The 22,598-nt window shown below is 67.1% G+C and carries 10 protein-coding genes; 3 read left to right on the forward strand and 7 right to left on the reverse strand.

What is annotated here, in order from left to right:
- Positions 1 to 73 precede the first annotated feature (73 nt).
- A complete protein-coding gene (locus tag DFR52_RS07060) occupies positions 74 to 1,174 on the forward strand; it encodes an FAD-dependent oxidoreductase (RefSeq protein WP_245415237.1) in 1,101 nt (366 codons plus the stop codon).
- A gap of 238 nt (positions 1,175 to 1,412) precedes the next feature.
- On the opposite strand, the gene DFR52_RS07065 is transcribed toward DFR52_RS07060, so the two are convergent.
- From DFR52_RS07065 to mobA, 3 genes are read right to left on the reverse strand one after another with little or no spacing between them, the layout of a single operon-like run.
- Positions 1,413 to 2,669 (reverse strand): molybdopterin molybdotransferase MoeA, encoded by a 1,257-nt coding sequence (locus tag DFR52_RS07065; protein ID WP_110031263.1) that lies wholly within the window; start codon positions 2,667 to 2,669, stop codon positions 1,413 to 1,415.
- Positions 2,666 to 3,184 (reverse strand): molybdopterin-guanine dinucleotide biosynthesis protein B, encoded by a 519-nt coding sequence (mobB, locus tag DFR52_RS07070; protein ID WP_110031264.1) that lies wholly within the window; start codon positions 3,182 to 3,184, stop codon positions 2,666 to 2,668. The genes DFR52_RS07065 and mobB overlap by 4 nt, the downstream gene beginning before the upstream one ends.
- On the reverse strand, positions 3,181 to 3,801 hold the full coding sequence (mobA, locus tag DFR52_RS07075; protein WP_110031265.1) for a molybdenum cofactor guanylyltransferase MobA: 621 nt from the start codon (positions 3,799 to 3,801) through the stop codon (positions 3,181 to 3,183). The genes mobB and mobA overlap by 4 nt, the downstream gene beginning before the upstream one ends.
- A 497-nt stretch (positions 3,802 to 4,298) precedes the next feature.
- On the opposite strand from mobA, the gene DFR52_RS07080 reads away from it, so the two are divergent.
- Positions 4,299 to 5,411 (forward strand): 1-phosphofructokinase family hexose kinase, encoded by a 1,113-nt coding sequence (locus DFR52_RS07080; RefSeq protein ID WP_110031266.1) that lies wholly within the window; start codon positions 4,299 to 4,301, stop codon positions 5,409 to 5,411.
- Between the two features lie 769 nt (positions 5,412 to 6,180).
- Positions 6,181 to 12,858, forward strand: coding sequence for a choice-of-anchor D domain-containing protein (locus tag DFR52_RS07085; RefSeq protein WP_110031267.1), 6,678 nt, complete (start codon positions 6,181 to 6,183; stop codon positions 12,856 to 12,858).
- Positions 12,859 to 13,115: 257 nt separating this feature from the next.
- On the opposite strand, the gene DFR52_RS07090 is transcribed toward DFR52_RS07085, so the two are convergent.
- The 4 genes from DFR52_RS07090 to DFR52_RS07105 all read right to left on the reverse strand — a co-directional run bounded on the left by DFR52_RS07090 (position 13,116) and on the right by DFR52_RS07105 (position 22,532).
- Positions 13,116 to 13,760 carry an OmpA family protein gene (locus tag DFR52_RS07090; RefSeq protein WP_158284878.1) on the reverse strand — a complete coding sequence of 215 codons (645 nt, stop codon included), beginning with the start codon at positions 13,758 to 13,760 and terminating at the stop codon, positions 13,116 to 13,118.
- Between the two features lie 61 nt (positions 13,761 to 13,821).
- Positions 13,822 to 17,028 (reverse strand): c-type cytochrome, encoded by a 3,207-nt coding sequence (locus DFR52_RS07095; protein WP_110031269.1) that lies wholly within the window; start codon positions 17,026 to 17,028, stop codon positions 13,822 to 13,824.
- Positions 17,029 to 17,083: 55 nt separating this feature from the next.
- Positions 17,084 to 18,346, reverse strand: coding sequence for a ferredoxin reductase family protein (locus DFR52_RS07100; RefSeq protein ID WP_245415238.1), 1,263 nt, complete (start codon positions 18,344 to 18,346; stop codon positions 17,084 to 17,086).
- Between the two features lie 91 nt (positions 18,347 to 18,437).
- Positions 18,438 to 22,532: a CHAT domain-containing tetratricopeptide repeat protein gene (locus tag DFR52_RS07105; protein ID WP_158284879.1), complete on the reverse strand. Its 4,095-nt coding sequence runs from the start codon at positions 22,530 to 22,532 to the stop codon at positions 18,438 to 18,440.
- Positions 22,533 to 22,598 lie beyond the last annotated feature (66 nt).

The following is a 22,598-nucleotide window of genomic DNA, read 5'->3' on the forward strand; positions in this document are numbered from 1 at the left end:
GGCCTTTCGCGAGCCTGGCGGAGCGGCTGGGGCGCAAGCAGGGGCATTGCGGGAGACATGTGCCGAGGGCGTCATGGACATGACTCGGGAGAAGATGGAGATACTCGTCGTCGGCGCAGGACCGACCGGTCTTACGGCCGCCCTTCAACTGGCGCGGCGCGGATATCTGCCGCGGATCATCGACGGCAAGGATCGTCCGACATCGCTGAGCAGGGCCGTCGGCATCAGCCCCAACAGTCTGGATCTGCTGGAGCCCACCGGCGTGACCGAACTGCTGCTGGCGAAGGGACTGAAGGTCCGGCAGCTCTGCTTCCATGCCTCCGGCAGGCAGCTCTGCCAACTGGATTTCACCCAGCTCGGCCACCGCTTCGACTTTCTGCTTTCCCTGCCGCAACGCGAAACCGAGCGCTGCATGGTTGCGGCGCTCGAGCGACAGGGGATCCATGTCGAATGGGGCAGTGAGCTTGTCGCGGTGGACCGCGACGGGGCACGCCTGCTGGCCGCGATCCGCGCGCCGGAGGGTGCCATCACGGTGTCCTGCGACCATCTGTTCGGTGCCGACGGCGCCCACAGCACGGTGCGCCGCCAGATGCGGGCGGAGTTCGAGGGCAAGACCCATCGGCGCCGATGGAGCATTGCCGATGCGGAGATCGACGGCTGGCCCCACGAGCCGCTGGCGGCGCATGTGTTTCTTCACCGCAACGGCGATGCCGGCTTCATCATTCCGATCGGCCCCCGGCGGTTTCGCGCCGTCTCCAACACGCCCGACGCGCTGTCGCGAATCCCCGGCGGCTATACGGTGGATCGGCTGCTGCAGGCCGACAGCTTCGAATTGTCGGTGCGCCAGGCCTCCACCTACCAGGCCGATGGCATGGCGCTGGGCGGCGACGCCGCGCATGTGCATTCGCCGATCGGCGCCCGGGGCATGAATCTCGGCATCGAGGATGCCTCGGCCTTCGCCGCGCGGCTCGCAGACGGTGAACTCGACGGCTACACCGCCGAACGCCGGCCGATCGGAGGCGAATGGATAACCTTTTCCGAACGGCTCCTGGCGCTCGTCGAGACGCGCAATCCGCTGCTCGCGGAGTTCCGCAATCTCGCCCTCAGCGCAGCCGGCCGTGCCCCGCCGCTGCAGCGCGCCGTGTTGCGCCGCATCACCGGACTTCGGCAGTGAGGCCACCAATCGGGTGCCGGGACCGCCTTGCCGGGAGTGTTCCAAGCCGTGCAGGCGGCCGGATGATGGGTGCGGCTCCGCGACTGTGATCCGCGAGCCGCGGTGCGTCAGGCCGCAAGCTGGCGCTCGCGGTCCTGGGCGCCATTCTGCCGGCAAGCCTGGCCCGCATGGCGACCCGAGCTTCGGCGGAGGGTTCGCCGCAATGCATTCTCGCGGGCGATCGCGCGCCGGCTGCTCTTCAGCCGTCTATTCCAAAGCCTGTGAAGGGCAGGAATGACACCAGGTCGCCCCGCTCCACCGTGGTCGTGGCCTCTGTCACTTCGATCAGGCCGGTCGCTTCCCGCAGCCCCGAGATCAGCCCCGAGCCATCTCGGGCGAATTTGTGCGCCACCGGCCGACCGTCTGCGCCGGTCTCGAGCGAGCCGCGCCAGAACTCCCGGCGACCGGGCTTCTTGTCCCGCACCTCGAAGCCGGCCGCCACCGGGAACCGCACCGGCTCCCGGTAACTGCCGCCGCCAAGCACGGTGAGCGCCGGGCGCACATAGAGCAGAAAGCAGACGAAGGCGGCCACCGGATTGCCCGGCAGGCCGAGAAACACGCAGTCCCCGATCTGCCCGAAGCTCATCGACCGGCCGGGCTTGATTGCCATCTGCCAGAGATGGCGGGTGCCCAGTCGGTCGACGGCGTTGACGATGTGGTCCTCGTCGCCGTGCGATGCGCCGCCGCTGGTCAGGATCACGTCATGGCTCTTGGCGACCTCGGCCAGGGTGGCTTCGATCAGCGCCGCGTTGTCCGGCAGGATGCCGAGATCGGTGATCTCGCAGGGCAGGGTGGCGGTCAGCGCACGCAGCATGGCGCGGTTGGAATCATAGACCTGTCCCTGGCTGATTTCGGCGCCCGGCTCCAGCAGTTCGTCACCGTTCGACAGGATCGCGACCCGCACCGGGGCGCGCACCTTGACCCGCGCCAGACCGAAGGACGCCAGCGCCGCCATGTCCTGCGGCCGCAGCCGCGATGCGGCGTGCAGGACGGTGCTGTCGGCGGCCACATCCTCGCCGGCACGGCGGGCATTGTCGCCGCGCCGGAGACCGGACGGAACGCTGACGGTGTCGCCTTCGACCGTGCAATCCTCCTGCATCGCCACCGTGTCGGCGCCTTCAGGCATGGCCGCACCGGTGAAGATGCGGGCGGCCTGGCCCGGTTCCAGGCTGTGGCGGCCGAGATCACCGGCAGCGATGCGGGCGACCACCGGCATCGGACCACTGGCCGGCGCCGCGAACGTGTAGCCGTCGACTGCGGCGTTGTCGTGCAGCGGCACGTTGCGCGGCGCCATGATGTCCGCGGCGAGCCAGCGTCCGGAAGTCGCGGCCAGCGGCAGCTCCTCGGTGCCGGTCACCGTCGAAAGCCGTCCCGTGAGGATCGCCAGGCATTCCCCATGGCTCATGGGGTCGCCCTCGGTGCGGAAGCAGTCGCTCAGCAGCTTGCGCGGGGTCATGCGGCGGTCCCTCCCAGTCCGGTTGTCCGCGCGATCATATCGGCGATCCCGCCAATGTCGTCCAGCGCGAAGACGGGAATTCGGGCATCGGCAACCGGATGGTCGGCGGCGATGGCGCAGATGCTCCCATGGGTGTCGGGCAGCGGCGCCCGGTCGCCTGCAGCCAGCCTTCGGACCTCGATCTTCGGATGGCTTTCGCGCTTGTAGCCTTCGATCAGCACCAGGTCGCAGGCCCCGAGCTGCGCCAGCACCGCGTCAAGCGACGGTTCGGAGGCCTCGCCCAGCTCGTGCATGACCGCCCAGCGGCGGCCGGAAACGATGGCGACGTCGCGGGCGCCTGCCTGGCGATGGCGGTGGCTGTCGGTGCCCTCGCGGTCGATATCGAAGAGATGGTGCGCGTGCTTGACCGTGCCGACCGCAAAGCCGCGGCGGGTGAACTCCGCCACCAGCCGGCAGGTGAGCGTGGTCTTTCCGGAGTTCTTCCATCCGGCGACGCCGAAGATGCGTCGGGTCATGCCGCGGCCCCGGCGAGGTAGCGTTCAGCCTCGGCGAGCTGCCCGGGCGTGTTGGCGTTGAAGAACGGGTCCGGCGCGCCGTCGGCATCCGCCTCGAAATCGCAAGCGACGTGATCGTGCCGATCGACCCAGGCGCGCACCTTCAGGGTGTCGCCCGCGGCCAGCCACTGCGCCAGGTCCCCGCGCAGGACCGTCGGCCAGAGTCCGAACACCGGATGCAGGTTGCCCCCCGAGCGGGCGACGACGATGCGCTCCGGGCCCGCCAGCAGCGCGAACCGTTCGACAAGGTCGAGCGGCAGGAACGGCGTGTCGGTCGCGGCGGTGACCAGGTGGGTGACGCCCGGCAGTGTTGCCGCCCATTCGAGCCCCGTCAGCACACCTGCAAGCGGGCCGGCATGGCCGCCGACCGTGTCGGGCAGCACCGGCAGGCCGAAGTGCCCATAGGGGGCTGGATCGGAATTGGCGTTGATCGCCAGCAGGTCGACCTGCGGCGCGATCCGGTCGATCACCCGCGCGATCATCGGCCGGCCGCCGAGCGGCTGCAGGCCCTTTTCGCCTCCGCCCATCCGTCGCGACAGGCCGCCCGCCAGGACCAATCCGGCAATTGCCTTGCTCATCGATCCGTCTCCCCGGCAGTGACGCCGCGCCTTGCGCGGACCGCCTTCGATCCGGCGCTCCGTGAGCCGCGAGACCGGGCGGAGGGCATGTCAGCCCCGGTGGCAACGAGATGAGAGTCAATGTCCATGCTCCTGTCTAGGGGGAATCTGGCCTGAATGGAACCACCCCATCCCCTGGCGGCGGGCAGGGCGGACCAGCCGACGAGCCGCCGACCAGCGGCGGGAACGATCCGGACGGACGACGCTGCGCCACCGCATCTTGATGGAGATCAAGGCGATCCGCTTCGCATCAGTCTGATCATGTGGATGTTGCATCAAAAGACCGGATTGGCGGATGCTTGCAAACCCTATGACTTTCGGCGAAGCAATGGCGGTCCGTTCCCGCCGCGCTGCCGCCATGAACGAGGCAGCCGGACGCGCTGCCGGCGCCGGGATCTGCCGGTCCCGAAACATGGGCTCGCCCCGTCCGGCGGGCTGCCGAGATCACACACGTGCCCATGAGCAGGATCCTGACCATCACGCTCAATCCGGCTGTCGACATCTCCGGCGACACGGATGTCGTCACGCCGACCCGCAAGGTCCGGACGTCGGGCACGCGCCACGATCCGGGCGGCGGCGGCATCAATGTCGCCCGCGTCATCGCCGAGCTCGGCGGGGATGCGGAGGCCGTCTTCCTGGCCGGAGGCGAGATCGGCCCTCTGCTCGACCGGTTGCTCGCGGAGGAAGGCCTGCGCCGCAGGTTGTTTCCCATCGCCGGACAGACCCGGGTCGACTTCGTCGTCCAGGAGCGCAAGACCGGTCTCGAATATCGCCTTGTCGCCGCGGGTCCGGCCGTGGGACCGGACGAACTCGAGCCCTGCTTCCAGGCCATCGCCTCGCATATCGGCGGCTACGTCGTGGCCAGCGGCAGCCTGCCGGACGGTGCGCCGAGCGACACCTATGTCCGCATGGCGGAGCTGGCGGCGGCGTCGGGCAGCCGGTTTGTTCTCGACACGTCGGGGGAAGGGCTGCAGGCGGCCCTGGAGAGGTCGCGCATCTTCCTCGTCAAGCCCAGTCTCGGTGAGCTGGAGAAACTCGTCGGCCGCCAGCTCGACGACGACGGCGCCGGCCGGGCCGCCGCCGGCATTGTTGCGCGCGGCGCGGCCGAGATGGTGGCCGTCACGATGGGGGCGGACGGTGCGCTGCTGGCCACATCCACCGGCCTCCTTCGCGTCCCGCCCATCCATGTCCGCGTGCGCTCCGCCGTCGGAGCCGGAGACAGTTTCCTGGGCGCGATGGTCTGGGCGTTGTCCGAAGGCAAGGCTGTCGGCGAGGCGTTCCGGTTCGGCGTGGCCGCCGGCGCCGCGGCGGTGATGACGCCGGGTACCGAACTCTGTCGGCGCGGCGACGTCATCGAACTCTTCGAGATGCTGAACGCGCGCGGCGGCGACGGCGGGAGGACCATCCGGATGAGCCGGCAATCGACGGACAATTCAGGTCCCGCATGCGATGTGCCCCAGGTGCCGGAGGTGACGGAGGCCGACGTGGTCGCGATCTGCCTGTCCCATGGCAATGGCCGCCTCCGGAAGATGCAACAGATCGATAACCATGTTCGCTCTGCGGTTCAATAAAGCCGCGGCCTACCAGACCTGCGGTCCGCAACAGGTCCGGGCCATCCGCCCTGCATATCCAAAACCGGATGCGGCGGGGCGTCGGTCGATCGCAAGCCGGCACCGCCTGCAGCAGGAGGTTGACATCGACAACCGCCTCACCCGTCTGCGCGAAATAGTCGCCAGGCAATTCGACTGCTTTTCGAATCCCTCCTCAACCCTTCTGCGGTTTGCTCTGAATGCGGAAACGTCTGAATTCCCGGCCGACGTTGCAGATTGCAGAAGTCTGTCTTTAAATCAGTATTCGGACAGACATGATTTTAGATATTGATTTCATTATGGAAATTATCTGATTGTATATACTGAACACTTGAATGGATTCGTATATATGGGTTGAGATGTTTAAATTCATGGTATAAATCTGCGGAAAGGCGAGTTTTTTGCACGTGACAGCTGTTCATTGCTGGAGTGTCTGGCGGCAATGCTGCAGAATGTCGTGTTCTCGCGCCGCACCTGCCCGGTTCAGCTTGGCGGGGCGACTTCGGGTTCTGCGGACGCAGTCCGGATTGGCGCCACCGACCATTGCGCCCGGAACGCGATCGGGCTGGGCCGTACGAGGACCGGGCGTTGCCGCCAGGACCCATGGCCTGACGGGCCGGGCTTCGCGGCTGCGTTCTCGACGGGCAGACCGCTGGTGCGGCTGACCTGACCGGTTTGCAGTGCCGCGCCCGCATGCGGGCAAGCGGGATGGATGGGTATCCCGCTGTGCGGGAGAGGCTTGGGGGAATGAATGAACTTGATTGCGCGACCTTTCCGCTCGCCGGCGTCACCGAGACTGCCAGGATCCGGCATTCTGGTCACCCTGCTCCTGTTTGCCTTCGCCTTCGCCGCGGGTCTCGATGTCCGGCCGGCCAGTGCCGCATTCGATGATTGCACCGAGACCATAGCGACAACCGAGGTGCTGATTCTGGACGTGACGCTGAACAATTGCGCCAAGACGGAGTTTGCCACGCCCGGCAGCAACGTGATCATCATCACTGCGAACGCGGGGGCCAACGCCAATTTCGATATCTGGGGCTTCAATGACCCGAACGGCAGTTTTTCCGGCCTCTCGATCACCCATGATGGCGGCACGACCAACATTCCCGACGGCACCAGCTTCGGGACGGCGAATGACTACAGCGCCGCCTTCAACTGTTCGGGGGGGTGTACGATCTCCGGCAACTATTCGGGCCCTGCCATCAACGGACCTTTTTCAGTGACCTACTCGCAGAGCGGCGGCTCGGGTGCGCTCGGTCCCCCGCCCGCGCCCGAGATCGAGGTCTCGGCCTCGATCGGCGGCGCGGTCGTCGACGGCGGCAGCAACGCGCAGGGTTCGCAGACGGCCGGCAGCCCGGTGACGGTGACCTACACGGTGACCAATACCGGCACCGCCGACCTGACGATCGCCACGGCGACGGCGTCGGGACAAAGCAATGTGACGGTGGGTTCGATCGCTGCTCCGGGATCGACCACAGTGACCGCCAATGGCGGCACGACGACCTTTGACGTGCAGTACACGCCGACCTTGGCCGGCGCCTTCTCCTTCGGCCTCTCCTTCGTCACCAATGACGGCGACGAGAACCCGTTCAACTACACCGTCTCGGGAACGGCGACGGGCGCTCCGGAGATCTCCGTCTCGGCCTCGATCGGCGGCGCGGTCGTCGATGGCGGCGCCAACGCGCAGGGCTCGCAGGCCGCCGGCAGTCCGGTGACCGTGACCTACACGGTGACGAATACCGGCACCGCCGACCTGACGATCGCCACGGCGACGGCGTCGGCGCAAAGCAATGTCACGGTCGGCTCGATCGGTGCTCCGGGATCGACCACTGTGACTGCCGCCGGCGGCACGACCACCTTCGATGTTGAGTACACGCCAACGCTCGCCGGCGCGTTCTCCTTCGGCCTGTCCTTCGTCACCGATGACGGTGACGAGAACCCGTTCAACTACACAGTGTCAGGGACTGCGACCGGCACACCGGAGATCGAGGTCTCTGCCTCGATCGGCGGCGCGGTTTCGGACGGCGGCGCCAACGTGCAGGGCTCGCAGACCGCCGGCAGCCCGGTGACCGTGACCTATACGGTGACCAACACAGGAACCGCCGACCTGACGATCGCCACGGCGACGGCGTCGGCGGCAAGCAATGTCACAGTCGATTCGATCGGCGCTCCGGGATCGACGACCATCGCCGGCGGTGGCGGCACGACGACCTTCGATGTGGAATATACGCCAACGCTCGCCGGCGCGTTCTCCTTCGGCCTGTCCTTCGTCACCGATGACGGCGACGAGAATCCCTTCAATTACACCGTCTCGGGGACAGCCACAGGCACGCCGGAGATCGAGGTCTCGGCCTCGATCGGCGGCGCGGTCGCCGATGGCGGCGCCAATGCGCAGGGCTTGCAGACCGCAGGCAGTCCGGTGACGGTGACCTATACGGTGACCAACACAGGCACCGCCGACCTGACGATCGCCGGGGCGACGGCGTCCGGGGAAAGCAATGTCACGGTGGGGGCGATCGGGGCTCCGGGATCGACGACGCTCGCCGGCGGCGGCGGCACGACGACCTTCGACGTCGAGTACACGCCGACGCTCATCGGCGCCTTCTCCTTCGGCCTGTCCTTCGTCACTGATGACGGCGACGAGAATCCGTTCGATTACACCGTCTCCGGGACAGCGATCAGTGCGGCCGAGATCGAGGTTTCGGCCTCGATCGGCGGCGCGGTTTCGGACGGCGGCGCCAACCCGCAAGGCGCCCAGGCCGCCGGCAGTCCGGTGACGGTGACCTACACGGTGACCAATACCGGCACCTCGGACCTGACGATCGCCGCGGCGACGGCGTCGGGGGAGAGCAATGTCACGGTCGATTCGATCGGTGCTCCGGGATCGACCCTGGTGACGGCCAATGGCGGCACGACGACCTTCGATGTACAATATACGCCGACACTGGCCGGCGCCTTCTCCTTCGGCCTGTCCTTCGTCACTGATGACGGCGACGAGAACCCATTCGATTTCACCGTATCGGGGACGGCGACCGGCACTCCGGAGATCGAGGTCTCCGCCTCGATCGGCGGCGCGGTCGCCGATGGCGGCGCCAATGCGCAGGGCTCGCAGGCGGCCGGCAGTCCGGTGACGGTGACCTACACGGTCACCAACACAGGCACCGCCGACCTGACGATCGCCGGGGCGACGGCGTCGGGGCAAAGCAATGTCACGGTCGGCTCGATTGCAGCCCCCGGATCGACGACCATCGCCGGTGGCGGCGGCACGACGACCTTCGATGTGGAATACACGCCGACACTTGCCGGAGCGTTCTCCTTCGGCCTGTCCTTCGTCACCGATGACGGCGACGAGAATCCATTCAATTTCACGGTCAGCGGCACGGCGACCGGCACTCCGGAGATCGAGGTCTCGGCCTCGATCGGCGGCGCGGTTTCGGACGGTGGCGCCAACGCGCAGGGGGCACAGACCGCCGGCAGTCCGGTGACGGTGACCTACACGGTGACCAACACAGGCACCTCGGATCTGACGATCGCCACCGCCACGGCGTCGGGAGCGACCAATGTCACGGTCAATTCAGTTGCGGCACCCGGATCAACGACCATCACCGGCGGTGGCGGCACGACGACCTTCGATGTGCAATATACGCCGACACTGGCCGGAGCTTTCTCCTTCGGCCTGTCCTTCGTCACCGATGACGGCGACGAGAATCCGTTCGATTTCACGGTCAGCGGGACGGCGACCGGCACGCCCGAGATCTCCGTCTCGGCCTCGATCGGCGGCGCGGTTTCGGACGGCGGCACCAACGCGCAAGGTTCGCAGACCGCCGGCAGTCCGGTGACCGTGACCTATACGGTCACCAACACAGGCACCGCCGACCTGACGATCGCCACGGCGACGGCGTCGGGGGAAAGCAATGTCACGGTCGGCTCGATCGGCGCCCCGGGATCGACGACGATCGCCGGCGGCGGCGGCACGACGACCTTCGATGTGCAATATACGCCGATCTTGGCCGGCGCGTTCTCCTTCGGCCTGTCCTTCGTCACCGATGACGGCGACGAGAATCCGTTCGATTTCACCGTCTCGGGAACGGCGACGGGCACGCCGGAGATCGAGGTCTCTGCCTCGATCGGAGGCGGTGTTACGGACGGCGGCACCAACGCGCAAGGCTCGCAGGTGGCCGGCAGTCCGGTGACGGTGACCTACACGATCACCAACACAGGCACCTCCGACCTGACGATTGCCACGGCGACGGCGTCGGCGGCAAGCAATGTCACGGTCGATTCGATCGGGGCTCCGGGATCGACCACTGTGACAGCCGCTGGCGGCACGACGACCTTCGATGTTGAGTACACGCCGACGCTCGCCGGCGCCTTCTCCTTCAACCTGTCCTTCGTCAATGATGACGGCGACGAGAATCCGTTCGATTTCACGGTCAGCGGCACGGCGACCGGCACGCCGGAGATCGAGGTCTCGGCCTCGATCGGCGGCGCGGTTTCGGACGGCGGCGCCAACGCGCAAGGCGCCCAGGCCGCCGGCAGCCCGGTAACGGTGACCTACACGGTGACGAATACCGGCACCGCCGACCTGACGATCGCCACGGCGACGGCGTCGGCGGCAAGCAATGTGACGGTCGGCCCGATCGGGGCTCCGGGATCGACCACCGTGACAGCCGGTGGCGGCACGACGACCTTCGATGTGGAATATACGCCGACGCTCGCCGGCGCCTTCTCCTTCGCACTGTCCTTCGTCACCGATGACGGTGACGAGAATCCATTCAATTTCACGGTCAGCGGCACCGCCACCGGCGCTCCGGAGATCGAGGTCTCGGCCTCGATCGGCGGCGCGGTCGCCGATGGCGGCACCAACGCGCAGGGCTCGCAGGCGGCCGGCAGTCCGGTGACGGTGACCTATACGGTCACCAACACAGGCACCGCCGACCTGACGATCGCCGGGGCGACGGCGTCGGCGGCAAGCAATGTCACGGTCGATTCAGTTGCTGCCCCCGGATCATCGACCATCACCGGTGGCGGCGGCACGACGACTTTCGATGTAGAATACACGCCGACCTTGGCCGGCGCCTTTTCCTTCGGCCTGTCCTTCGTCACCGATGACAGCGACGAGAACCCGTTCAACTACACCGTCTCGGGAACGGCGACGGGCACGCCGGAGATCGCGGTCTCGGCCTCGATCGGCGGCGCGGTCGCCGATGGCGGCGCCAACGCGCAAGGCTCGCAGACCGCCGGCAGCCCGGTGACGGTAACCTATACGGTGACGAATTCCGGCACCGGCGACCTGACGATCGGGACGGCGACGGCGTCGGGACAAAGCAATGTCACGGTCGGCTCGATCGCCGCACCCGGATCGACCACGGTCGCCGCAGGCGGCGGTACGACGACCTTCGACGTCGAGTACACGCCGACGCTGGCCGGCGCGTTCTCCTTCGGCCTCTCCTTCGTCAATGACGACGGCGACGAGAATCCGTTCAACTACACCGTCTCGGGGACGGCGACCGGGGCGCCGGAGATCGAGGTCTCGTCTTCGGAGGGCGGAGCGGTTGCCGATGGCGGCACCGACACCTTCGGCAGCATGCCGCCCGCGGGCACCGCCGCGACGGTGACCTATACGATCACCAATTCAGGCACCGATACGCTGACGATCACGCCGCCGACCGTCGGGGGCAATGTCAGTGGGCAGAGCAATGTGACTGTCAACAGCCTGACCTTGGGATCGACGATGGTGGCAGGGGGTGGAGGCACGACGACGCTGGTGGTCAGCTACACCCCGACGGCGGCGGGCGCCTTTGGCTTTGAGCTGTCCTTCTCCAGCACGGATGCCGACGAGAGCCCCTACGATATCACGGCCGGCGGCACGGCGGGCGCCGGCTTGCCGGCGGGTCTGGCGGCCATCTCGGGATCCAACCAGAGTGCCGAGATCGAGACCGCCTTTGCGGCTCCGCTCGTTGCGATGGTCTCCGATTCAGGCGGAAACGGTATCGCAGGGATCAGCGTCACCTTCACCGCGCCGGCCACCGGCCCATCGCTCGTGTTCGCGTCGACCGGCACGAATACGCAAACCGTTGTCACCGACGCGGCGGGCGAGGCGACCAGTTCCGCAATGACGGCCAATGCCGTGCCGTCCGACTATCTCGGCGGCAGTTCGTTTGCCTCCTATACGGTGACCGCCAGTTCCACGGGACTGACGAGCGTCGGGTTTTCGCTCACCAATCTGCGGGATTCAGACGCCGACATACAGAAGACCAGGGAGGTGATTGCCTCCTTCGTGACCAACCGGGCCGATCGAATCGTCGCCGCGCAGCCCGATCTTGTCGACCGGCTCAAGGGCCGTGGTCTGGGCCTGCAGACCGGCGCCAACAGCTTTTTCGCCGAAGGCACGCCCTCAAGCCAGGTGATGAGTTTCCAGTTCTCGATGCGGGCATTCGCCAACAGGCTGAGCGGGAATGACACCACGGCCCCGGCACCGCCTGCGCATCTCGTCACCGACCCTGGCGCCCTTGGTCGGGGGCATGAACTGGGCTATGCGGCCGGCCTTGGCCTTGCGGGCGGGTCTGCGGGAGCATTGAGCTTTGCACCGGTTGGGCAGCAGGAGACCGTGTCGGACAGCGCGGAGAGCTTCGCGTCCGGGGAGGCGGCACCGAAGTCCGGATTCGACTTCTGGATGGAGGGAACCTATGCGCGGGTCGAAAACGGCAACAACGAGAGCAACAACGGCATCTTCTTCGCCGGCATCGACTACCGGATCAGGAACGATGCGGTCATCGGCCTGACGGGCCAGCTCGACATATCCGACGAAAGGAACCTGGTGGCCAACACCGCGGCCGACGGCGTGGGCTGGATGGCCGGGCCCTACGCGGTGGTCCGCCTGAACCGGAATCTCTATTTCGATGCCCGCGCCACCTATGGCCGGTCCTCCAACCAGGTCAACGCGCTGGGACTGTTCACCGACGACTTCGACACCAGCCGGTTCCTGCTGCAGGCGGGGCTGACCGGCGATTTCCGGGTCGGATCCGTCACCGTCAACCCGTTCGCCCGCGTCACCTATTTCAGCGAGGATCAGGAAAGCTACGTCGATTCCCTCGGCAACAGCATCGGCAGCCAGACCTTCGATCTGGGCCGCCTCGAATTCGGTCCCAAGGTCACGTTCGACGTCAAGTCCGAGGATGAATACGACCTGTCGATGTTCGTGCAGCTTTCGGGGATCTACGATTTCAACAGGCTTCTCGATACGCCGGCGACCAATCCGACGCTGGCGTCTTCCGATGAATCGGTGCGTGCTCGCGTCGAGGCCGGCGGGGCCATGGCACTGGCCGGAGCCGGAACGCGGATCAGGGGATCGGTGTTCTACGATGGCCTGGGCACGGATGACTTCCAGGCCTATGGCGGCTCACTGGGCGTGAGAATCCCGTTCTAGGACCGGGTCCGCGGCCGGGACAATGCGGCGGCAGTCCTGGTCGTCGCGGCTGTCGGTTCGTTTGTCCGGCAACGTCGTCATTGCCGATGACCCGGCGAATGCCCCGCATCGTCTAAGGCATCATCCATCCCCCGCTGGGATCAAGCGCGCGGGCGCCGCCGTCGATCGGCGCCGCTCCTGCCTGAGCGGCTTGCTCCCTTTGACTGCCGAGGTCTGGAGCGGCACGGATCAGGAGCGGTAATTCGGCTCGACGCGCATCAGCTTCCCATGTTGACGATCTCGACACGGCGGTTCTCCGCCGCATCGGGATCATGGCTGTTTCGCAGCCGTTCCTCGCCGAAACCGATGGCGATCAGCCGGCCGTCCTTGATGGGAAAGTGCGAGATCAGATAGTGCTGCACCGCGACGGCGCGCCGCTCCGACAGATCGAGATTGTAGTCGTTCGAGCCCTTGGCGTCGGTATGGCCGTTGAGGATGATGCGCGCATGCTCCAGCGACGGGTCGATCAGCGCGGCTCCGAGCGCGTTGAGGTCGGGAATCGAGCTCGCCGTGATCGCGTCCGAGTTGAATTCGAATTGGATCTCGATGTCGAGCCGCGGCGGCTTGCGGTCGTCGATGATCTGGCCGATCTCCTGTTTCATCGCGACTTTCAGCCCGCGGGTCGGCAGCGACCGGATCAGGCTCTGCTCCTCGGCGGAGTAGCTGGGCGCGCCGCCTTCCTGCTTGCCGAGCGAGCGGGTTCTCGGCTTCTTGGCCACCTTCAGGCTGCGCACGATGTCGGCGGCGGTCAGATCGTCGGCGCCGGCCGGGACGGGCAGGGCGACGAGGCCGGCCAGCAGGATGGACAGCGCCAGGGCAGGCGGCGCAAGCCTCGCGCCCGCTCGGGTGGACTTCAGGTTCATGTGCACTCTCCTTCGATCATCGGGTGGTGCCTGCCGGCGCCAATTCATCCGCGCCACGGGCTCATCGCTCCCGGACATTGAACGTGACCAGTTGCAGCGCCGACTTGCCCTTCTCCGCGTCCGGCAGCCTGGCTTCCGCCTGCTTGTTCTTCTCGTGCATCCGGATCATCAGCCCGCGGGTGGGTTTCTCGGTGCTCGACGCGATCATCCCGCGCGCGTCGGCCGCGCTCATCCTCGCGTCGCCCAGTCCGCCGGCCTGGCAGAACAGCACCAGCGACTCGTTGTAGGCCGGTGTGTCGAAGATCAGGTCGCCGACGCTTGCATCCGGGATGCGCCTGCCGACGCCAGGCTGCAGATAGGGCTCGCCGATCATCTCCTGCGGGATCACCTCGACGGTGCCGTCGGTCTCGACATAGAAGATCTGCAGTTCGCAGGCCTGGTTGGCCGTGACGGTGAAGGACAGCTTGTCGTTGACATGGACATCGGTGGCCGGCACGTCGACGGCCATTTCCAGTTTGCCTGCGGCCTGGCCGGCGGGCTTGTAGCCGTCGTCGCGATAGGCGGCGTCCTTGTACTCCGGCACGGTCGGCTGCGCGCTGCCGCCGTCCCGATGCAACGGTCTGAGGTTGAGCAGCGGCTCGACGAAGGCCGCATACTGCTCCTCGACCTCGAAGCGCGGGATCTTCGATCCGCCCTTGAGCTGGGTCAGCCAGTCCAGCGCCAGCCTGAGCGCATGCGGATCCTTCACGCGCTTAATCGCTCCCTCGAACTCTTCCGGCGTCATGTTGAATTCCGCTGCCAGACGATCCGCGTCGAGGTCGTCCTCGTGCGTGTCGGCGAACCAGGTGATGATTTCGGCACCGCCCGGACCCGACCGACTCTTCAGCGACCCGTCGGGCGCCTTTTCGGTGGCGCCGATTCGGTCGAGAGCCTTGACGAAGGCGGCCCGGTCGCGCTCGAAATAGCCCGTGAGCTCGTCCTGCGGCACATACATCTGCAACAGCAGATCGCGCTGGGCGAGGCTGAAGTTGGGCGAGGTCTCGATCGACTGGCGCAACTGGTCGCGCTTGGCGATCATGCCGTCGGCATGGCAGCTCACGCAGGACCGGGCATTGATCACCTCGATGCCCTTGCCGATCGGGCGCTCACGGAACGACACGATCTGGGTCGGGCCGCGGTCGATGCGCTTGCCGGTATGGTCGGAGAGATAATAGCCCTGCAGCCCGTTGGGGAGCGAGAAGATCATCTCGCCGCCGTCGTGATGGAAGGCGCCGAGATCCTCGGGCAGCGGCTCGGCATCGACCGGACCATGCGGGTGCTGGCGCAGGCTCTGCAGGCCGCGGCTGCCGGCGAAGTCATAGGACTTCCAGTAGTAGCCGCCATTGGCCGCGTCGTGGCGCTCGACCATGCGGTTGTGGTCGGAGACGCCGGACGACCCTTCCTCGAAGGCGGCGCGAACGACGCGACGGTTGCGGATATTGGCGTCGACATCGACGCCGATCCGGTCCTCGAGGTCCCGGATGTGGTCGGTGAGGTCCATCAGCCCGTGATAGATCTCCGGCTGCAGCGCATTGGCCATGAACCAGCCGGTGCGTATCACCGGCAGCGACGTTTTCGCGTCTGTCGCCAGGGTTTGCAGCGCGGCGTCGCTGGCCGGATCATAGCCGTAAGGATATGCTGCAGTCAGCAGATCCCATTTGGCGGGTTCCCAGCCAAGGTCGCGAAGATCGACGCGCACCAGGGTGCCGTCGCCGGTGGCGACGGCGACCGGCACCACCGGCACCGGTCCCAGCGACACCGAGTTCAGCGCCTTGTTGAACCCGGCCGAGAACAGCTCCATCCGGCTGGCAAACACCTTTGCGGTCTCGCAGGGAAAGTAGCCGTTGTAGAGCTGGCGATAGCTGAAATAGCGCATGAAGCGCCGGTCATCCCGGCTTAGCGCGCCGATGTCGACCATGGCGGCGTCGATCTCGCCGCGCCAGCTCAGCGGCTCGCGCATCCGCGGCGGCCTGGTTGCCTGCGCGGCAACGGCGATCTCCGCCGCGCCGAGCGAATCGATCCAGGCGCCGAGCGCTTCCACCTCCTCGTCCGAAGGCTTCGGGCCGTAGGGCATGCGGCCGCTGGCGACGCTGGTGTAGAGCATCGAACGGCCGCGGTCCCCCGGCGTGACGAAGGCGGCGTTGCGGGCGATCGAATCGAGATCGCCGGCGGGGAAGCTGCCCTGCGCGCTCTGGCCGGCGCCGTGGCAGTTGCGGCAATAGCGGCCGACGAAGTCGTCGGCGGCGGCCGGCAGGCCGGAGACCGGAGCCGCGCCGCCGGCGACGTCTGCCGCGCAGCTCGCCTCCGCCTGCAGCGCCGGCTTGTCGGCCACCTGCTTCTCGCCGGTCAGATAGGCGGTCAGCGCCAGCCGGTCCTCCTCGGTCAGAGCGGAATGGCCCTGGGCGATGTGCGCCTTGATGCTCGAGGCGAACGGGCTGCCCGACAGCCGGGCGCCGTTTTCGAGGTAGCTGGCGGCGAAGGTCTTCGGCCCCGCGGCGACAAGCGCCTGCGGCGTGATCGCCGGCGCCGCCTCGCCGGTGAGCGCGATCTCGCCCTCGAGCGGCCGCTCCGCGTTGAGACCGTAATCCATGGTCCGCGGCGTGTGGCACTGGCCGCAGGCGCCGACGCTTTCCGCGAGATAGCGGCCGCGGCTCATCTGCGATCCGTCGCCGGGCTGGAAGGCCGCCACATCGAAATTGCCGCGCTTCCACATCGCCCAGAAGAAATTGGTGTTGTAGGGAAACGAGATCTCGTGGGCAGGGGGCCTGTTGTCGGACGGCTCCAGCGTGGCGATATAGGCCTTGATGTCGAGCACGTCCTCCGGCTTCATGCCGGCATAGGCGCCGTAGGGGAAGACCGGAAGGTAATGCCGCCCCTCCGGCGAGATGCCGTTGATGACGGCGTTGAGGTAATCGGCGTTGGAGAAGCCGCCGACGCCGTTGGCATGGCTCGTGATGTTGGGCATGAAGACGGTGCCGACATAGCTGTCGATGCGCGCGCCGCCGGCCGGGCTGGACACGTCGCCGGCCGAGGCATGGCAGCCCATGCAACCCGCCGCATTGGCCATGTAGCGGCCGTTGTCCAGGTCGCCGGCATAGGTCGAGAAGGCGCCGGCCTCGAAGAGGTCGCCGGCCGTGGCAGCCGTGGGCGCGAGCGCCGCCGCCAGTCCGACCATGAAGACGCAGGCTGGGAGCATGCCTTCAAGCGGCAGTCCGTTTCGGTTGTGCATGTTCGTTCTCCCAAGTGCCGGCCCGTCTCCTTCGACGCTCCGGCGAAATCCTGTGTCATCGGAACTCGAATCGCTCGAATTCCACCCGTGCCAGCTTGACGCCGCTGTCCCGGAACCCCTTGACGATCGCCTGCCGCATGGCCGCCGGGCCGCAATACCAGAGATCGGCGCCGTCGAGATCGAAACCGGCGCCGGCCTTCATCACCTCCGGGCTCACCCGCCCGTCAATCGCCGAACTGTGCAGCGTGTAGCTGAACTGCGGGTGCTTTCGGGCTTCGTCGAGATGGGCGAGTCCGATCGCCTCGCCGGCATCGCGCACGCAGTAGACCAGGTGGATCTTCTTGCCGGCCAGGTCGGCCATCGAGCGGGCCATCGCCAGGAACGGCGTGACGCCGATGCCGCCCGCCACCCAGAGCTGGCGCTCGCCGCCGCGCCGGGCGCTGAAACGGCCGTAGCCGCCCTCCACCATCAGCGTGTCGCCGGGCGCGATGCGCTCGCGCAGCCGCCGGGTGAAATCGCCCAGCGGCTTGACGACGAAGGTCAGGCGGGTGACGCCGTCCGGCCCGGTGTCATGGCCGGCAATGGTGAAGGGATGCGCCTCGCGCAGGCCGGGGCGGTGGGCGGCGATGAAGGCGAACTGGCCCGGCGCCGCCCTGATGCCGCGGCCGACCGGCTCGGCGGTGATCAGGGTTGCGCTGCCCGCCCTGTCGACCTCGACGACCCGGTAGCGACGGCGGCGCAGCAAGGCGCGCAGCTGGGTCTGGATGTAGCTGGCAATGCCGATGGCGGCGAAGACGTTGAGGTAGATCGCCAGCCAGGCGGTGCCGTCGAAGGGGCGCTTGATGAAATTGAAATGGATGGCGATGGCGATGAAGAACACGCCGATGAAACGGTGCAGCTGACGCCAGAGATGATACGGAAACTCGCGGGCAATCCGCGGCAGCCGTTTGGAAACGGATATGCCGCCCAGCACCATCAGTCCGTAGAAACCGATCTCGCCGAACAGCCTTGCCAGATCGTTGAGGCCGGTGGTGAGCAGTTTTCCCTTGAAATTCGGGGTGATGACGTAATGCGCCAGGATCAGCCCAAGTGCGACGATTCCGGTCCACTTGTGCGCCCTGTAGATCCGGTCGAGACCGCCGAAGAGCGGCTCGACATAGGTCGGGCGAGTCGCCAGATACTGGTTGACGGCCATGGCGACGAAGGCCGTCGATGCCGAGGCGATCGAAAACCAGGTCGCAAGACCGGCATGGCTGGCGGCGGGCACCGACAGCAGCATGGCCACCAGGCAGGCCAGGAAGATGATCAGGATACCCAAGCCGGTGGTCCTCAGCCGTTCCAGTGTTTCGGTCTTGCTTGCAGAGGATGGCGTTTGCCCACCCTCGTCATCGCCTGCGCGTCCGTGCCATTCAGCTTTCCGCCCCCCTCGGCTCTCCCACCAGGATGAACGGCGCCCAGTAGGCCGGGTCGGCCCATTCCGGATGCCGGGCGTCATCGATCATGGAAATCATCGCCCGCCGGATCGCTTCGGCGCCACTTGTCTGCGGACTCGACGCCTCGTCGAAGGTGCGCGTCATCAGCGCGACGGTCGCGTCGCTGGCGACGGCCCAGTGCGAAACCAGCATCGAGCGGGCGCCGGCATAGAAGAACGCCCGCGCCAGACCGGAGAGGGCATCGGCGCCATTGCCGTCGCCCGCCGCCGTGTTGCAGGCAGAGAGAACGACCCAGTCGGCGTTGAGCTTGAGCTGTGCCACTTCCGATGCGGTAAGCAAGCCATCGTCGAGCGGCGACGGCGCTTGCGGCAGGCTCAGCACCAGCGCCGGTTCCGCGCCCTCGCGCGTCACCTGCGCCGTCTCGCCGGCCACCAGGCCATGGGTTGCGAAATAGACGATGCCGTAGTCGCCGAGCACGTCGGCCTTGATCGCCGCTTCGCTTGCCGCATGTCCAAGCACTATGTCCGCCTCCGACGCGCCGAGACTTGCCGCCACCCGGCGCAATTCGTCGGCGGTTTCCGGCAGTGCGACCAGTCCCTCGCTCAGGAGCCGCACATCGGCGAGCCCGCGCTTGAAATAGGCGTCGAAGCCCGCCTGGCCTGACACCGCCGGACCTGAATCGGTTGCGGCCGGCGCCTGCCCGCCGGTTTCGACCCGGAACACCGGATCGCCATAGCCGCGGAACTGCTTGGCCGCCTGGGCGGCGTCCGTTCCGGCGCGCAGGATGGACAGGCTGGAGACCGAGGGAAGCACGGTGACGGCGTGGTCGCGGATGAACCAGTCGATCTCGCGCAACGGCTTGCCGGCCGGATCGGCGGTGACCAGCAATTGCATCGGCAGCGACGAGACCGGCCCGTTGAGCACGAACAGCACCTCGGATCTGCCTTCGATCTGGGCCGACACGGGGCCGATCAGCTTGGTGTAGAGATCGTGCGCGAGAGCGGCGTCGAAGGCCTCGCGCTCGTCGCTGTCGAGCTCCAGGCCCCGGCGCAGCGCCGTCACCGCTTCGGCAATCTCGCCCCTGGCGGTATCGAGCCTGTGCGCGGCGATTTCCCCGGCACTGACCGCCCAGACATAATCCTCGCCGTCATTGTCGCGGTCTCCCGCGATGTCGATGAGCACCAGAACTTCTTCCGGCTTGAGAAGCCGCTGGACTGCCTCGCCAGGCAGCGAAGCCGACCCGCTGAGTTCGGCATATTCGGGGAAGGCCTCGGCCAGCCGCGTTCCAACCGCATCGAGATCGCCCGCCGCCGCGGCAATGTCCTTGCGCAGCGCCGCCTCGGCTTCTGCCTGGCGCTCCGCCGGCGCGCGGGACAGCTCCGCCAGCAGGGCGTCCTTGAGCCGGGCCAGGTCAGCCTCTCCGTCCTGTCGCAATCGCACCAGGTCGGCGAGCTCGTCCGATCCGGCGGCGAAGCGCACCGACAGGCTGCGCAGCGCGGAAGCTGCCTTCGACTTGTCCATGCGCTGAATGGCTTCGAAGCCCTCGCGCACGGTTTCCGGGGTCTGGTTGGACCCGCCGACCAGCAGCGGCAGATAGCTGCGACGATTGACAAGCTCCTTGTCGGCCACCGGCCTGAGCAGCGCCAGCGCCTCGTCGACGTCGCCTCTCTGGCGCAGGATTTCCGCCAGTCCGTCGAGGATCCAGAACTGCTCGCGGCTGTCGGGGCCGAAATTGCGCTGGTAGATGTCCCTCGCTTCGCGGTAGAGGCTTTCGCTTTCGGTGTGGTCGCCCTGCTTCTTCCTCAGGAAGGCCAGCCCGACCAGCGCCTGGCCGTAATCGGGATGATCGGTCCCCATCCGCGCCCTGATGACGGAATTGGCGTGACGATAGAGCGGCTCGGCTTCCTCAAAACGCCCCACGCCGGTCAGCATGCGGGCGAAATTGTGCTCCGCCTTGGCGACGCCGACATGATCGCTTCCATAGGCGGTGGTCTTGATGTCGATAATGCGCCGGTAGAGTTGCTCCGCGCCCGCGATATCGTCGCGGTTGGCGCGGATCGCCGCCAGGCTGTCGAGCGCCGAGGAGATCGCAGGGTCATTGGGCCGGGCAATCGCCTCGTAGATGGCGACGGCGCGGGTGAGCAGTTGCTCGCCGCGCTCGGGCTCGCCGCGGTCGCTGATCACGATCGCCAGATTGGCAAGATTGTTGGCGACCGCGTAGGAGCTCTTTCCGAACGCGGCCTCCGAGGCGGACAGCGCCTCCCCATATATCTCCTCGCTTCGCCCGGCATCGCCGCGCTTGGCAGCGATCTCGCCCAGCGCCATCAGCGCGTCGATGCGGCCGGGTGCGCCCGCATCGAGGATCTTCAGCGCGCGGTCGGCCGCCTCCTCGGCGCCGTCCAGATCGGCGAGCCTGATCCGCACATTTGCGAGCGATGTCAGGCTGTCGGCCACTGCCGGGTCATCGGAGCCGAGCGCGGTCTCCCTGATGCCGAGCGCTTCAAGATTGAGTGCTTCGGCCTCGCTGTAATCGGTGTTGTCGGACGCACGACGCGCCAGGATGGCGAGACCCGTGGCGTAGTCGGGAGAGCTGGCGCCCTTGTCCTTCCTGCGGATCTCGAGCGCCCGGCGGAACAGCGCCTCGGCCTTGGCGTAGTCGACATCATGGGCGGCGATGGCGCTGAGGCTTTCGAGAAGATACTGCACCTGCGGATGGTCGGGCCCGAGTTTGGCCTCGCGGATCACCAGTGCGCGTTCGAATTCAGGCCGGGCGGCTGCGAAGTCCTTTCGCGCGAGCAGGACGTCGCCGAGCTTGGACAGAGTGTTGGAGATCATGATGTCGTCAGCGGGAAGCGCCTTTTCCTGGATCGCCAGCGCGCTTTCAAGCGCCAGCGCGGCGTCGTCTCCGGGCGCCGGCGCGAGGACCGCATCCGCCGCCGCAACGCCGGGACGCGGGGCCTCGACGCCGGCCAGTGCGACGCCGAGATTGTAGAACGTGGCGGCGACCTGCGGATGATCCTCGCCCAGCGCCTTCTTGCGGATGTCCAGCGCGCTTCGCACCAGCGGAACCGCCTCGGCATGTTTTCCGGTCTCGCTCAGCGTGGCGCCGAAATCGGAAAGAATGTCGGCCAGTTGCGGGTCGTCGGCGGCGAGCCTGGCCGTGGCGATCTCGACCGCCCGGCGCAGCTCCGGCTCGGCGGCGGCGAAGTTGCGGCGGTCGATATGGGTGCGGGCGATATGCCGGTAGCTCTGCATGAGTTTCAGGTCGCCGGCCGGCAGCACCTTCGCGCGGATCGCAAGCGCGCGGCGGAACAGCGGCTCGGCGGCTTCCGGACCCTTGATCTCGCTCGTCAGCATCCCGAGAAAATCGATGCTGTCGGCCACCGCGGGATGATCCGGCCCGAAGGCCTGGGTCAGCAGCTCCGGAACTTTTGCAAGCGCGGCCTCCGCGCCGGCGGGATCGCCGGCCTTGAAGCGCTCGATTCCCTCGGCATGCAGCCGGCGGGCCTGCTCCATCAGCTTGTCGCCCGAGGCGCTCTGCTCAGCTGCCGATCCAAAAAGCGCCGCGTGGCATTCCGTCACCGCGTTGATCGCGCCGCGCGTTCCCTTGAGCGACAGCTTGACCAGGCGCTGTTGGCCGTTCGAGATTTCCAGCGTGGAGGAATGGGCGACCTGTTCCTGGAACTCACCGGGTGGATAGGTGCCCAGAATGCCCGCCTTGCTGTCGATCGCGATGCCGGCGAAGCCGGTCCGCCAGTTGATCCTGCCATCGAAGACCAGGTCCAGCCGGTGTTCCTTGCCCGGCTCGAACGCGCTCATCGCGTCATTGAGCACCAGAAGGCTGAAGCGGCGGTCTTGCTGCGACACGCCGAGCAGGAACATCGCGCCATCGGCTTGTTGCTGTTCGGCCAGGCAACCCTTGAAGCCATCGCTCCAGTAGATCTTCCAGCCCTTTGCGTCCTGCCAGTCGCGGTCGGCAGGCAGGACGGTCGCTGCCGAAGCCGACAGGGACGCGGCGAGGCCGGCCAGACAGCCGGCGAGGCGCCACCATCCGCTCAAGGTCATTCTCATCCGCTGCTTCACACTGTGCCCCCTGCCTGCATCGTCCTGCTCCCCGCCGGCTCCACCGGCCTGTCG

This window comes from Hoeflea marina (assembly GCF_003182275.1).
Lineage (GTDB): Bacteria > Pseudomonadota > Alphaproteobacteria > Rhizobiales > Rhizobiaceae > Hoeflea > Hoeflea marina.

Bases quoted from the DNA above. Each gene is read 5' to 3' on its own strand.
- DFR52_RS07060 (WP_245415237.1), top strand. From the start codon at position 74: ATGGACATGACTCGGGAGAAGATGGAGATACTCGTCGTCGGCGCAGGA.
- DFR52_RS07065 (WP_110031263.1), bottom strand. From the start codon at position 2,669: ATGACCCCGCGCAAGCTGCTGAGCGACTGCTTCCGCACCGAGGGCGAC.
- mobB (WP_110031264.1), bottom strand. From the start codon at position 3,184: ATGACCCGACGCATCTTCGGCGTCGCCGGATGGAAGAACTCCGGAAAG.
- mobA (WP_110031265.1), bottom strand. From the start codon at position 3,801: ATGAGCAAGGCAATTGCCGGATTGGTCCTGGCGGGCGGCCTGTCGCGA.
- DFR52_RS07080 (WP_110031266.1), top strand. From the start codon at position 4,299: ATGAGCAGGATCCTGACCATCACGCTCAATCCGGCTGTCGACATCTCC.
- DFR52_RS07085 (WP_110031267.1), top strand. From the start codon at position 6,181: ATGAACTTGATTGCGCGACCTTTCCGCTCGCCGGCGTCACCGAGACTG.
- DFR52_RS07090 (WP_158284878.1), bottom strand. From the start codon at position 13,760: ATGAACCTGAAGTCCACCCGAGCGGGCGCGAGGCTTGCGCCGCCTGCC.
- DFR52_RS07095 (WP_110031269.1), bottom strand. From the start codon at position 17,028: ATGCACAACCGAAACGGACTGCCGCTTGAAGGCATGCTCCCAGCCTGC.
- DFR52_RS07105 (WP_158284879.1), bottom strand. From the start codon at position 22,532: ATGAGAATGACCTTGAGCGGATGGTGGCGCCTCGCCGGCTGTCTGGCC.